The following is a 13622-nucleotide window of genomic DNA, read 5'->3' on the forward strand; positions in this document are numbered from 1 at the left end:
ACCGAATGCACGAATCCGTTGCACCCGAATGTCGGCAGCCGTGATCACCCGTGGTTCCCGCGTCACCGCCGCCGTGTCAGCCGCGGTGTCAGCGCGGTGGCCGCCGGGTGTCAGCACCGCCGGTCAGTGTGGTTCTCGTCCCCACCACCGGGGGCCACGAACACACCGGAGACCACGATGCAGACCTTCGCCACCCCCGCCCCGATCACCGCCGTCCTCGACTTCCCCGCCGGCCGCGTCCGGCTCGTCGCCACCGACCGCACCGACACCACCGTCGACGTCCGGCCCGCCGACGCCGGCAAGAACCGCGACGTCAAGGCCGCCGGGCAGACCACCGTCACCTACGCCGACGGCGTCCTGCGCGTCCACGCCCCGCAGGGCGGGAACCAGTACTTCGGCCCGTCGGGCGCCATCGAGGTCACCGTCGGGCTGCCCGCGGACTCCCGCGTCGAAGCGACCACCGCCGGCTCCGAGCTCGACGGCACCGGCCGCCTCGGCGACGTCACCTTCGACGGCGCGTACCGCCACATCAAGCTCGACGAAGCCGCGAGCGTCCACCTCACCGCCACCGACGGCGACGTCGAGATCGGCCGCCTCGAAGGGCCCGCCGAGATCAGCACCGCCCGCGGCGACATCCGCATCGGCGAGGCCGTGCGCGGCATGGTCACGCTGACCACGCAGTCCGGCAGCATCGCCGTCGGCGCCGCCCCCGGCGTCTCGGCTTCCCTGGACGCCGGCACCACCTACGGCCGCATCGACAACAGCCTCAAGAACACCGGCACTGCCGAGCTCGCCATCCGGGCCACCACCAGCCACGGCGACATCGTCGCCCGCGGGCGCTGACGGCCGGTGGGTCAGCGGGACCCGGCACCGACGCAGACGAACCCGGCCGACGCCGCGAGCTCGGCCGGGCCGTCCGCCGCCACCTTCTGCTGTGCGGAGGCCAGCGCGGCCGCCGGTGCCTCGCCCGCGGCGAGGCGCCGGTGGACCTCCGTCATCAACGACGTCGTGGCGAGGTCGGGCACCGGCACGACCGACGCGACGAGCTGGGCGGTGCCCCGCTCGATGAAGGCCGCGCCCAAGCCGAGCAGCTCGTTGCCCGGGCACACCACCGACCGGCCGACGTCGCACGCGGCGAGCAGCACCGTCTCCGGCACCCGGGGCAGGCGCCGGACGTCGTGCACGAGGAGCGGGCCGTCGTGCAGGCGCAACGCGGAGAACAGCGGGTTGTCCACCGCGAGCCGGCCGTGCGCGGCGAGGTGCACGGTGCCCGCCGTCGTGAGCGCCGCCAGCACCGCCTCGACGGTCGCGGCCTCGTCCACCAGCGCCGTCCCCCGGTGGATCTCCGCCACCGCCAGGGCCTCTTCGCGGGCGCCCGGCAGTCCCGGGCCGCCGGCCACGGCCACCTCGCGCGCCGGCCCCGGCGGCCGGGTCGCCGCCGCGTGCCAGAGCGTCGCCGACGGCGAGACGGCCACCGGGCGGCCCGCGCAGGACGGCAGCACCGCCCACGGCACGTTGTGCAGGACCCCGGTCGGGACCACGACCAGCGGGCGGTCGCCGAGCTCGTTCAGCGGCCCGAGCACCACGGCGTCGAGGCGCGCGGCCGCGCTGTGCAGCAGCTGCTCCACCGGCACCCGCGACCGGCCCTCGCCCGAGCCGGCGAGCTTGCGCAGGGCGAACGGGATCCGGTCGAGCAGTCCGGCGACCTCGGCCGCGGACCCTAGGGTGTGCAGCCGCAGCCTGCCCTCGACCAGGCACAGCCCCAGCAACGTCCCGTCGACTTCGACGAACTCCACCAGCGCGCGCTCGCCGAGGGCCCCGGCGAGGTCGCCGACGGGCACCGGCCGGGGCACCGCGGCCGTCCCCGCCGCCGCGGGCAGCAGCCTGCTGCGGTCGCGGATCCGCCGTTCGAGCTCGACCTGCCGGTGCCGCAGCCGGCCGGTGGGTTCGCCCGCGGCGCGCGCCTGTTCCAGCGCCCCCGAGGTGGCCCGCAGCCGGGGCAGGAGCCCGGCCAGCTCCGGGTCGTCCGGGGGCAGCGCGGACCGGTGCAGCGACCGGCTCGCCCGCCCGCGCTCCGCCCATTCGAAGATCCCGCGCACCCCGCCCTGGTCGAGGGCGATGCGAAGACCGAGACCGGCGAGGTCCGCGCGGTGCGACGCCGAGTACGCCCGCAGGTCGCTCGCCCCGAGCGCGGCGTGGTGATCGTCGAGGATCCGCAGCCCGGTCCGGGCGGCAGTGAGCGCGCCGCGGGGGTTCTGCCCGCGTCGCCGCAGTGCTTCCGCGTACCAGCCCCGCGCCCGCAGGGTGGCCGGTCCCGAACCGCGCGCGGCCCGCGCCGCCACGGCCAGGTGCGCCGCGGCCACGGCCGGCCGTCCCCGGAGCTCGGCGAGCCGCGCCGCGTCCACCCGGGCCTGCACCGCCGCCAGCGGGCGGCCGTTCGCGTCCAATGTGGACACCATGGCTTCGACAACCTCGGAGCCGACCCGGCTGCGTTCCCCCGCGCCGAGCCGCGCACGCAGCTCCGTCGACCGCGCGAGGGCAGCCCACTGGTCACGGCCCTGCCCGGTGAACGCGCGCAGGGCCGTGCGAGCCTGCTCCGCGGCGGTCGTCCACTGCCCGTCCAGCAACGCGATCTGGGCGAGCAGGAGCCGCATCTCCGGGACCTTCAGCCGCCGGTTCTCGGCGGCGAACACGCCCACCGCGCGCTCGGCGGTCCGGCGCGCCTCGGTGACGAGGCCGACCGACAGCAGGAGCTCCGCCCGGTCCTGCAGCACCGGCGCGAGCTGGCCACCGTGCGCGCCGATGATCTCCTCGGCGCGGCCCAGCCAGGCGAGCGCGGCCGGGACGTCGCCGCGCTGGCTCTCCACGAAGCCGAGGTTCTCCGCGATGATCCCGACCACGAGGTCGCGGCCGAGGTCGCGCGCGAGGACGTCGGCCTCGTTCAGGTCGCGGACCGCGGCGTCGAACTCGGAGCGCTCGGCGTGCAGGATCCCCCGGTTCATGAGGGCTCGCTGCAGGCCGAGCCGGTCGTCGCCGCGCCGCAGCTCCCGGACCGCGGCCTGGTAGTCCACGGCGGCCTCGTCGAGCCGGCCCACGTGGTACCGGATCACCGCGCGCTGGGCGAGGGCCTTCCCGCTCGCGATCCCGTCGAGCTCCCGCACCGCGACGTCGATCTCGCGCAACGCGGCCCGCGAGCTGCCCCGCTGCACCAGCGCGAACGCGAGCTTCATCCGGCTTTCCCCGGCCAGCGCGCGCCACCCGGCCCGTTCGCCGTGGCGCACCGCCCGGCGCAGGTGCCGCACGGCCTCGCCGACCTCACTGCACTGCAGGAGGGCGTGCCCCCAGGCCTGCTCGGCGAGGGCGGCCGCGCGCGGATCCCGCTCGCGCAGAGCCCGCCGGACGGCCTCGGCCGCGGCCGGAACCGCCCTTCCGGGCTGCAGATCGGCCAGCCTCATGGCCGCTTTCGCCTCGGCGAGGGCTGAGTCCGCCACCATGGGTTCAGCATTCCCGTCGGCGCTCTCGTCCGCCAGCACGTATCAAGGTGGCGCCCGCGCGCGTCTGGAGAAGTGCCACCACATCGAGGAGGGGACTGCGGTGTACTACTTGCCCGACGTACCTGAGGACGCCAAGCCCGACGAGCTGATCGTCGACCTGCGCGAACGGCCGCTCGTCGAAGCGGCGCTGAAGGACCTCGGCGTCATCGCCACGCGGGACGGCGAAGTCGAGCCCTTCGACCTGGCGAAACTGACGCTCACCTACGGCCTGAGCATGGCACCCGATCTGCCCTTCATCATGGAGATCGACGCGGTGCTCTTCGAGCTGCGCCGCCGGTTCGCCGCGCGCTGCGGCGGCTGGGTCCCGCTGCTCGGCAAGAACCGGACGCTGAGCAACCAGTTCGGCGCCTACCCGCAGACCCAGTCCCAAGGCGACTTCGATCCCGTGCAGGCGGCGCGGCCGCACACCACCGGCGCCGACCCGGCCACCGGCCGCGGAGTCCGGATCGGGGTCCTCGACACCAAGCTGTACCGCCACCCCGACCTCGAGGGGCACTACGAGACCCCTGCCGCGGACAGCGCCTTCGACCTCCCGGACCCCGGCACGGCCACCCCGTGGGAGAACGGGCACGCGACGTTCGTGGCGGGGATGATCCTGGCCCAGGCGCCGGCGGCGACCCTGGTCGTGCGAGACGTCCTGGACTCGAACGGCCGGGCGAGCGCGTGGGACACGGTCGTGGAGCTGGCCGGGTTCCTCGACGACGGCGTCGACGTCCTCACCCTCGCGATCGGGACCCGGGCCCAGGACGGCAACTGCCCGCTGATCGTCCAGCGCGCCATCGAGCGCCTGAGCCCGCACATGACGATCGTCGCCGCGGCGGGCAACCACGGCGGGATCCCGGGGATCCGCAACGGTCTCACGCGGACCTCGCCCACCTGGCCGGCCGCCCTGACCGGCGTCATCGCGGCCGGGGCCACCACGGCGGACGGCACCCGGGCGCCGTACAGCCCCGACCTGCCGTGGGTCACCTGCACCGCCCTCGGCGACGAAGTCGTCAGCACCTACCTGTCGGGCAAGGTGACGCTGCGCAGCGGCGACGTGCAGGACTTCGACGGCTACGCGACCTGGCGGGGCACGTCGTTCGCCACCGCGACCGTGAGCGGGGCGATCGCCGCCCGGATCCGGCCCGGCGAGGTGACCGCGGCCGGCGCCTTCCGCTCGGCGCTGGCGGCCGGCGACGTCGTCAAGGGATTCACCTGGAAGGACGAGCAAACGTTCGCCTGAGAACTATGCTCGGTGGCCGTGCCGCGTCAAGGTCGTGCTCCGGGGGCCACCGGGCCCGTTCTCGGGCGGGCTCTGCGAGTCCTCGGGGCCTTCACCCCGGACCACCCCGCGTTGCGGCTCGGCGAGATCGCGCGCCGGGCCGGGATGCCCGCCGCCACCGCACACCGCGTGCTGCGGGAGTTCTGCGAGTGGGGTGCGCTCGAGCGGGACGAGTCGGGTGTCTACCGCGTCGGCCTGCGACTGTGGGAGCTCGGCGCGCTCGCGCCGCGGGGGCTCGGGCTGCGTGAGCGCGCCCTGCCGTTCCTCGAGGACCTCTCGCAGATCACCCGCGAGAACGTGCAGCTCGCCGTCCGCGAAGGCACCGAAGTCGTCTACATCGAGCGGATCGCCGGGACGGGGGCCGTCCCGGTGCTGACGCGCGTCGGCGGGCGGTTCGCGCTCACCGCGACCGGCGTCGGGCTCGTCCTGCTCGCCCACGCACCCGCCGACGTGCAGGAGGACGTCCTCCGCAACCCGATCGAGCGATACACCCCCGAGACGGTCACCGACCCGGACCGCCTGCGGCACCTGCTGGCCGACGTGCGCACCCACGGCTTCTCCACGAGCGAGCGCCAGGTGACCCTCGACAGCCTTTCGGTGGGCGCACCGATCCACGACGCGCACGGCCAGGTCGTCGCGGCCGTGTCCCTGGTCGTGCGGCACGGCAGCGCGTCGCCGCACGCGCTCGCCCCGCTGGTGATGACCAGCGCCCGCGCGATCTCGCGCGCACTCGGCTGAGTCCGGACGTGGTGTCGACCCCGCAATCACGCGAGTCGACCTCCCGATCACGCGAGTCCCGCCCACAATCACGCGAGTCACGTCCCCAATCACGCGAGTCACGTCAACTTTCCATCTTATGGAAACGCCCTTCGTGGGCACCGGAGGCTTCCCGCACGCTGTGAGCCCCGCCACGAGAGGACGAACTCCGATGAGCGCCATTCCCCGCGACCAGTGGTACGTCGCCGCGTACGGGTCCGAAATCGGCCAGGACCTGTTCAGCCGCACCATCTGTGGTGAGCCGATCCTGTTCTGGCGGACTCGCGATGGCAGCCTCACCGCGATGGCCGACCGCTGCGTGCACCGCCGGTTCCCGCTGTCGCAGGCGCCGTCGCGGCTCCTCGACGACCAGGTCGTCTGCGGCTACCACGGCTTCACCTACGGCGTCGACGGCAAGTGCGTGTCCGTCCCCGGCCAGACCCGGGTGCCGCGGACCGCGCGGCTGCGGAGCTATCCGTTGGTGGAACAGGACTCCTTCGTCTGGGTGTTCATCGGCGACCCGGAAAAGGCCGACACCGCGCAGATCCCGCGGGCGCCCTACCTCGACTCCCCCGGGTACACCACGGTCGCCGGCATGGAGCCGCTGAAGGCGCGTTACGCGCTGCTCGTCGACAACCTGCTGGACCTCTCCCACGAGACCTACCTGCACGGCGGCTACATCGGCACGCCGGAGGTCGCCGAAACACCGATCACGACCGAGGTCGACGACGAGGCCGGGATCGTCTACGTGTCCCGGCACATGGCCGACGCCGCGTGCCCGCCCTTCTACGCCAAGTCCACCGGCCTGCAGGGCCGGATCTCGCGCTGGCAGGACATCGAGTACACGCCGCCGTGCCTGTACAAGCTGCACAGCCGCATCGCGCCGGTCGGCTCGGTGCCGAACCCGGACGGCAGCGACCCGGACGCCTTCCACGTCGAGGTCGTCTACGCGATCACGCCCGAAACCGAGCATTCGACGCACGACTTCTGGGCGGTGGCCCGGGACTTCGCCCTCGACGACGACGGCGTGTCGGCCTTCCTCGCGGAGAACAACCGCACGGTCGTCCTGCAGGACGTCGAAGCGCTCGACGTCCTCGAGCGGGTGATCGCCGCCGAACCGGACGGCTACCAGGAGCTGTCGATCAACATCGACACCGGCGGCCTCGCGGCTCGCCGGCTGCTGCAGCGGCTGGTCACGTCGTGACGCGCCCGATGCTCACCGGCGACCGCGTCTACCGGATCCACTGGGTGCTCGGCACCGACCGGCTGCGCGCGGTCTGCCACTGCTCGGCCGAGCGCGAGTTCGACGACCCGGTGCCGCTGTGGGAATGGCTCCTGGCCCATCCCGAAGGGCACGACGCATGACGCTCGACCTGGTGGTGGCAGACAAGGAAAAACTCGCCGACGGCGTCGTCCGGCTGACGCTCCGGGCGCCGGACGGGCAGCCGCTCCCGGCCTGGGAACCGGGGGCGCACGTCGATCTGCTGCTGCCCGGCGACGTCGTCCGGCAGTACTCGCTGTGCGGCCGGCCCGGCGACACGTCGGCGTACCAGGTCGCGGTCCTGCGCGAACCCGGCGGCCGCGGCGGATCGGCGTACGTGCACGACGAACTCGTTGCCGGGCAACGAATCCAGGTAGACGGGCCGCGCAATCACTTCGCGCTCGTCGACGCGAAGCGCTACCTGTTCGTCGCCGGGGGCATCGGCATCACGCCGATCCTGCCGATGCTCGACCGGGTCGCCGAGACGGGCCGCGAGTGGCAGCTCGTCTACGGCGGCCGGACGCGGTCTTCGATGGCTTTCACCGCCGACCTGCGACGCCACGAGGGCCGCGTGACGATCCGGCCGCAGGACGAACACGGGCTGCTCGACCTGCCCGCGCTGCTCGCCGAGCCGCGGCCGGACACCGCGGTGTACTGCTGCGGACCGGAACCGCTGCTGGCGGCGGTGGAACAGCACTGCGCCGGCTGGCCCGGGGACGCCCTGCGCGTCGAGCGGTTCGCCCCGAAGGAGGACGACGGCCCGCGGACCGCGTTCGAGGTCGAGCTCGCCGGTTCGGGCCGTGTCCTTCAGGTTCCGGCGGACCGGTCGATCCTCGAGGTGGCCGAGGAGTCGGGGGTCGCCGTCCTGTCATCGTGTCAGGAAGGCACGTGCGGCACGTGCGAAACCGGCGTGCTCGGCGGCACCCCGGACCACCGCGACTCCGTGCTGACCGAAGCCGAACGGCGGGAAAGCGAGGTGATGATGATCTGCGTGTCGCGCTCGTGTTCACCCCGGCTGGTGCTCGACCTCTGACTGTGGCGCTGCTCGCACCTCCTTGGCCCGGCGACTGCCCCGGCTTATGTTTGACACTGATGTCAAACATGGAGGTGGACATGAACTCAGCCGAGATCGTCGAATCGTTCTGGCACGCGGTGTGGAACGGGCGCAACCCCGACGCGGTCGACGAGTACGTCGTCGACGACTTCGTCATCACCAACGCGGGCGAGCGCATCGAAGGCCGCGAGAACTTCAAGGCCTGGATCCGCGCCTTCCTGAAGCAGGTCCACGACCTCGAGCTGGAGATCGTCGAGACGTTCCAGAACCAGGACGGCAGCCGGGTCGCGTCGCGGTGGAAGGTGCACGGCCGCAACAACGGCGTCCTCGGCACCGAACCGGACGGACAGCCGATTTCCTTCAGCGGCACGGCCGTGTGGGAAGTGCGCGAGGACGGCAAGCTGCTGCACAACCACGTCGAGCGCGCGTCCTGGGAGCTGTACCGGCGTTTGAGCCCGGCTTGAGCCGTACCCTGTCCGCGGCGGTGATCGCGGGCGTGCTCGGGGCCGCGTTCGCTGTCGCGTTCGGACAGACGCTGGCCCGGTTTTCGGTGCACGGCTTGGCCATTCTGCTGACCCCCGCGGTGGCCGGCCTGCTGTACGGGCCGCTGGTCACCGCGGGCGGGATCCCGGTGGTGCGCCGGGCGTTCGCCCGGGACTCGCCGGTCGCCGCCCGTGCCGCGGGCGCGCACGCGCTGGCGGGCGGGCTGACCCTGGGCGCGGGCGGGTCCGCCGGCGCCGAGGGGCCGATCATCCACCTCGCGGCCGCCCTCGGTTCGGCACTGGCCCGAGTCGCGGCGGTCCCCGCGCGGCCGGTGGCCGCGGCGGCTGTCGCGGGCGGGATCAGCGGGTCGTTCGGGGCGCCGGTGACCGGGGTGGTCCTGGTGGTGGAGGTGCTACTCGACGGCGTGGCGGGGCTCGAGTTCGCGGCGGCGGTGGCGGGGTCGGCCGCGGGAGCACTGACCGCGCACGTGCTGCCGGTCGCGCCGGTGCGGTTGCCCGGGGCGACCGGGACGGTGGACGGGCTCGGAATCCTGCTGGCGGGCCTGCTCGCGGCGCTGGCCGGCGTGCTTTTGGCCCGAAGCCTGGAGATCTCAAGGCGGTTGGCTACGCGGCGGTGGCCGACGGCCGGTGGTTGGGTGGCGTTCAGTCAAGCTCGGCGCAAGCTGACCACCATTGCCGGGCGGGAAGGGCGCGGATTCGGCGGGCTGTTTCGATCCGGCAGACTCGGCAAGCTACTCGGATCCGCCGGCCCGGCCGCCTTCGGTGGAGCGGGCGGCTTCAGCGGGCCGGAGTTCGTCCGGCGAGGCGCGGGCCGATGCTCCTCGATCGTGAGGAGGATTCGCGCGAGAATCGCCGCTGTCCGGAACCGGCGAATCACCCACCAGCCGTGGTGGCGGCCCGCCCTCGGTGGCCTGATCGCCGGACCGATCCTGCTCGCGATCCCCGGCATCGGCGGCCCCGGCCCCGACCTGTTCGCGGGAGTCGGAGCCACCGCCTCCGGAACCCTGCTCCTTCTCGCCGCCGGCAAGATCGTCACGACGAGCGTGACCTTCGCCGCCGGCGGGGCCGGCGGCACCATCGGCCCGACGCTCGTCGTCGGAGCGGCCGTGGGGGCCGCCGTTCCAGTGGCCGGTGGCGCCGTCGCCGGGGTGGCCGCCTGCCTGGCCGCCGCCGGGCGGGCGCCCGTCACCGCCGTCGTCCTCGCCGTCGAGCTGGGCGGTCTCGACCTGCTGCCCGCGATCCTGCCCGCCGCCGCGCTCGGCCGGGTGGTGGGCGGGCTGCTCTTGCGGGACACCGTCTTCGGCGCGGGAGCTAGGGTGGATCACCGATAGGCGGAAGGGATTCCATGGCGGGAGTACGGCAGTTCGACGAGCGGGTCACCCTCGACCGCGCCCTGGACGTGTTCCAGGCGCGGGGGTTCCGGGCGACGTCGATGCTCGACCTCGCCGCCGGCACCGGCGTCCAGCGCGGTTCGCTCTACCACGCCTACGGCGGCAAGGAGGAGATCTTCCTGCGCGCCTTCGGCGAGTACGCGGCCCGGTTCCTGGCCGGCGCGGCCGAAGCCCTCGACCGCCCGGACAAGCGGGCCGCACTGCTCTCCTTCTTCGACTACTGCGTCGAGGCCTTCGCGGCCGGCTCACCGTCGCGCGGCTGCCTCTCGACGCGGACGGCCATCGAGGCGGCGACCGAGTCCCCGCGCGCCGAAGCGGCCGTCCGGGCGATGCTCGACGAGCTGGAAACCGTGGTCCACGACAAGCTCTCCGCGATCGACGACGGCGTGACCCCGGCGGTGGACCTGCGCGCCGCGGCCCGGCTGGTGGTCACCACGACCCGGGGCATCGCGGTCATGGAACGAGTCGGCCACGGTCCCGCTGAGCTGCGCGAGATCGCAGACGCCCTCGTGACGTCCCTGACGGCGCCACGGTAGCGCCAGCGCTACCCGGGATCGGGTGGCCCGCGCTACTGATCTTCACGCCGGATTCGAGAACTATTTCGGGTATCGATTCCGGACCTGAAGGAGTTCTGATGCGCAAGGGTGTAGTGATCTTGACGGTGGCGGGGCTGCTGGGCGGCTTGACCACGGCGGCGGCCGCGAACCCGAAGTCGCCGGTGCAGGAAAGCCTCGACGCGCTGGTGAGCCAGGAGAAGTTCCCGGCGGCGCTGGCCTGGGTGGGCCGGGACGGCGCCGGCACGTCGCTGGTCGCCGGGTCCGCGCGGCTCGACCGCCGCGTCCCGGTCCCGCGCGACGGCCGGGTCCGGGCGGGCAGCAACACGAAGACCTTCACCGCGGTCGTCGTCCTCCAGCTGGTGGCCGAGGGCCAGGTCGAGCTGGACGCGCCGATCGAGCGGTACCTGCCCGGGCTGGTGCGCGGGGAGGGCATCGACGGGAACGCCATCACCGTCCGGCAGCTGCTGCAGCACACCAGCGGGCTGCCGAACTACACCGAGTACCTCGGCGTGGAGAACTTCGAAGACGTCCAGCACAAGTTCTTCCAGCCCCACGACCTGCTCGCCGCGGCACTGGCCCACCCGGCGAAGTTCGCGCCGGGCACCAAGTGGGAGTACAGCAACACGAACTACCTGCTGGCCGGCCTGCTGATCGAGCACGTCACCGGGCGTCCGGTGCAGGAGCAGATCACCCAGCGGGTGATCGCGAAGGCCGGTCTGCGCGACACGTACTGGCCGCAGCCGGGCGACGAGACCATCCAGGGGCCGCACCCGCACGGCTACGCGCTCGCGAACAGCACCGGCACGAAGGTCGTCGACGCGACCGAGATGGATCCGTCCTGGGGCGGGGCGGCCGGTCAGCTGATCTCGACGCCGAGCGACCTCGCGCAGCTTTCGCGGGCGCTGCTCGGCGGCAAGCTGCTGCCGCCCGCGCAGCTGGCCGAGATGCGCAAGACCGTCGACGCGCCGCTGTTCCCGGGGTGGCAGTACGGCCTCGGCCTGTTCCGCGTCCCGCTGAGCTGCGGCGGCGTCTACTGGGGCCACGGCGGCGACATCGACGGCTACGAAACCCGCGGCGGCGCCACCGAGGACGGCCGATCGGTCGGCCTCGCGGTCACCGCGCTGCCGGGCACCTTCGGCGACGGGGAGAAGGCCGCGACCGCGGTGTTGTCCACTGTGGACACGGCGTTCTGCCGGTGAGCGGTCCGCTTGGGACGCCGGCTCCCGGGTAACCACTGCCCATGACCGAAGCCGAGAACGGACCCATCACCCCCGACGCACCCCGCCCGCCGGGCACCCCGGAGGTCGACCTCGACGTGGACATCCCCGAGGTCGACCGCGAGGAGCCCGAGCACCAGGACGTCGAGGAGGACGCCGGGCAGCCCGAACCGCCGAGCTGATCACCGGATCGAGGGAATTCGCGGCGCGAACGGTGGTCACCGGGCTGCCCGCGCCCCTCCCGCCGTGCTTGGGTGTTCCCGGGTTGCCGGGGACCGAGGGAGGAAGCTGCGGTGCGGACGTCGCGAGCGGGGTTGGCGGTGGCCGTCGCGGTCCTGGTGGGGGCCGTCGCGCCGGCTGCCGCGACCACGCCCGACCCACTGGCGCCCTACCTGACCCAGCAGGTCGCCTGGGGCAGCTGTCCCTTCAAGGGGGAGAAGGTCCAGTGCGCGCGGATCACCGTCCCGCGGGACTGGTCCGCACCGGCCGCCGGGAAAGACCTGAAGGTGGCGATCAGCCGCGCCGCCGCGACCGGCGAGCGGCGGGGCGCGATCCTGGTCAACCCCGGCGGGCCCGGCGGCCAGGGCACCTCGCTCGCCGGCGCGCTGGCCGGCCTGGAACCGGCGGTGCACGAGCACTTCGACTTCGTCGGCATGGACCCGCGCGGCACCGGCCAGGAGGGCGGCGACGACGCGGGGTTCGTCTGCCGGGTGCCCGTCGGGCGGATCCCCACCGAGGACGACCTCGACGCCCGCAACCGGTCGGCCGCCAGCATCGCGCAGCACCAGCGGACGCCGCGGGCGGTGGCCGAGGCCTGCCAGAGCGACGCGCTCTCGCCGTTCGTCACCACCTGGCAGACCGCGCACGACATGGACCTGATCCGCGCGCTGCTGGGCGACGAGAAGCTGAACTACCTCGGCTACTCCTACGGCACCTGGCTCGGCGCGAAGTACGCGTCGCTGTTCCCCGGCCACGCCGGGCGGGTCGTCCTCGACTCCAGCGTCAACTTCGAAGGCCGGCTCCAGGCCGCCTTCGAGGCGTTCCCGAAGATCGACCAGCGGCAGTTCGACCGCGTCTACGCGCCCTGGCTGGCCCGCCGGTTCCCGGACCAGCTGGGCAAGACGGCCGCGGAGGTCAAGAAGAACTGGGAGCGGGTCCGCGTCTACTTCCGCGACCAGGGGTTGTCGCCGGACACCTTCGACCACGTCTTCGTCGGCAACGGCAGCACGAAGCAGTGGCTGGTCGGCGCGCTGATCCTCACCAAGGGCCTGGCCGCCCTCGACGGCACGGCCCCGCCCGCGTCCGCCGACCTGGACCAGGTCGCGCGCACGGCGTTCGGGCGCCCGGCGGCTCAGCTGACGGCCGCGGACGTGGCCCCGCCCGAGCCCGACTACGCGGACGTGGGCGGCACCCGCCTGGCCGTGGCGTGCGGCGACCAGCCGACGCGCGCGGCGACCTGGTACAAGCTGCTCAGCGACCTGCAGGGTCCGCAGTACCCGCTGTTCGGCTGGGCGTACGGGCTCAGCGAGGCGTGCGGCTACTGGTCGGACCGCCCCCGCCAGCAGCTGCCCAAGCTGTCGGCGGACGCCGCGAAGAACGTCCTCGTCGTCCAGGGCGAGTTCGACCCGCAGACCGGCTACGAGCAGGCCGAGGCGGCGGCGCGGACGGCCGGGGTCCCGATGGTGTCGGTGGCGGATTCGCCGTTCCACGGCCAGTACGCGATCAGCGGCAATTCCTGTGTGGACGAACTGGTGAACGGCTACTTCCTCGGCGCCGCCCGGCCCGCGGCGACCATCTGCCCGGGGGTTCCGCTGCCCGGGGAGAAGCAGGTCTTCCCGGTGACCGGCCCGGCCGGCGACGCGACCGTCGCACACGCACCGGAGCCGGCACCGCGGGACGGGCTCGCGTCCACGCGGCAGCGGCTCCAGGACGAGATCAGCGCGGTCAACCGCGGCTAGCGCCCCAATGTGGCTCACCCTCCGTGGCGGCCGAGCTCACCCGTTCGGGCCGGGAGCGCGCCAAGGCGTTCACCTGGCGTCGCGCGGCGGAAGCCGTCTGGGCGATC

The 13622-nt window shown here is 73.6% G+C and carries 13 protein-coding genes; 12 read left to right on the forward strand and 1 reads right to left on the reverse strand.

Annotated elements, in window-relative coordinates; translation table 11 throughout:
• The first annotated feature begins 177 nt into the window (after positions 1-177).
• Positions 178-843 (forward strand): DUF4097 family beta strand repeat-containing protein, encoded by a 666-nt coding sequence (locus AB0C38_RS43925; RefSeq protein ID WP_360685568.1) that lies wholly within the window; start codon positions 178-180, stop codon positions 841-843.
• 11 nt (positions 844-854) lie between these two features.
• Here AB0C38_RS43925 and AB0C38_RS43930 read toward each other — a convergent pair whose 3' ends face one another.
• The gene (locus tag AB0C38_RS43930) at positions 855-3494 is read right to left on the reverse strand and encodes a CHAT domain-containing protein (protein ID WP_360685571.1); all 2640 of its coding nucleotides are present in this window, start codon (positions 3492-3494) and stop codon (positions 855-857) included.
• A 109-nt stretch (positions 3495-3603) separates the two neighbouring features.
• Here AB0C38_RS43930 and AB0C38_RS43935 point away from each other — a divergent pair, with 109 nt between their 5' ends.
• The 11 genes from AB0C38_RS43935 (at position 3604) to AB0C38_RS43985 (ending at position 13515) form a co-directional block, all read left to right on the forward strand.
• Positions 3604-4779 carry a S8 family serine peptidase gene (locus tag AB0C38_RS43935; RefSeq protein ID WP_360685574.1) on the forward strand — a complete coding sequence of 392 codons (1176 nt, stop codon included), beginning with the start codon at positions 3604-3606 and terminating at the stop codon, positions 4777-4779.
• A 12-nt stretch (positions 4780-4791) separates the two neighbouring features.
• Positions 4792-5556 (forward strand): IclR family transcriptional regulator, encoded by a 765-nt coding sequence (locus AB0C38_RS43940; protein ID WP_360685577.1) that lies wholly within the window; start codon positions 4792-4794, stop codon positions 5554-5556.
• 190 nt (positions 5557-5746) lie between these two features.
• Complete coding sequence (locus tag AB0C38_RS43945; protein WP_360685580.1) at positions 5747-6778, forward strand: aromatic ring-hydroxylating dioxygenase subunit alpha; 1032 nt, start codon at positions 5747-5749, stop codon at positions 6776-6778.
• Positions 6775-6939: a hypothetical protein gene (locus AB0C38_RS43950; RefSeq protein ID WP_360685583.1), complete on the forward strand. Its 165-nt coding sequence runs from the start codon at positions 6775-6777 to the stop codon at positions 6937-6939. Before AB0C38_RS43945 ends, AB0C38_RS43950 begins: the two co-directional genes overlap by 4 nt.
• Complete coding sequence (locus AB0C38_RS43955; RefSeq protein ID WP_360685586.1) at positions 6936-7868, forward strand: PDR/VanB family oxidoreductase; 933 nt, start codon at positions 6936-6938, stop codon at positions 7866-7868. The genes AB0C38_RS43950 and AB0C38_RS43955 overlap by 4 nt, the downstream gene beginning before the upstream one ends.
• Before the next feature lie 80 nt (positions 7869-7948).
• Positions 7949-8353, forward strand: a complete 405-nt coding sequence (locus AB0C38_RS43960) for a nuclear transport factor 2 family protein (protein ID WP_360685589.1) — start codon at positions 7949-7951, stop codon at positions 8351-8353.
• Complete coding sequence (locus AB0C38_RS43965) at positions 8350-9723, forward strand: chloride channel protein (protein WP_360685592.1); 1374 nt, start codon at positions 8350-8352, stop codon at positions 9721-9723. The genes AB0C38_RS43960 and AB0C38_RS43965 overlap by 4 nt, the downstream gene beginning before the upstream one ends.
• A gap of 14 nt (positions 9724-9737) precedes the next feature.
• Entirely contained in the window at positions 9738-10319 is a 582-nt protein-coding gene (locus AB0C38_RS43970) for a helix-turn-helix domain-containing protein (RefSeq protein ID WP_360685595.1), read from the forward strand.
• Between the two features lie 98 nt (positions 10320-10417).
• Positions 10418-11539: a serine hydrolase domain-containing protein gene (locus AB0C38_RS43975; RefSeq protein ID WP_360685598.1), complete on the forward strand. Its 1122-nt coding sequence runs from the start codon at positions 10418-10420 to the stop codon at positions 11537-11539.
• A 41-nt stretch (positions 11540-11580) separates the two neighbouring features.
• Positions 11581-11739: a hypothetical protein gene (locus AB0C38_RS43980; protein ID WP_360685601.1), complete on the forward strand. Its 159-nt coding sequence runs from the start codon at positions 11581-11583 to the stop codon at positions 11737-11739.
• A 111-nt stretch (positions 11740-11850) separates the two neighbouring features.
• Complete coding sequence (locus AB0C38_RS43985; RefSeq protein ID WP_360685604.1) at positions 11851-13515, forward strand: alpha/beta hydrolase; 1665 nt, start codon at positions 11851-11853, stop codon at positions 13513-13515.
• Positions 13516-13622 lie beyond the last annotated feature (107 nt).

The sequence above is a fragment of the Amycolatopsis sp. NPDC048633 genome, assembly GCF_040650695.1.
Lineage (GTDB): Bacteria > Actinomycetota > Actinomycetes > Mycobacteriales > Pseudonocardiaceae > Amycolatopsis.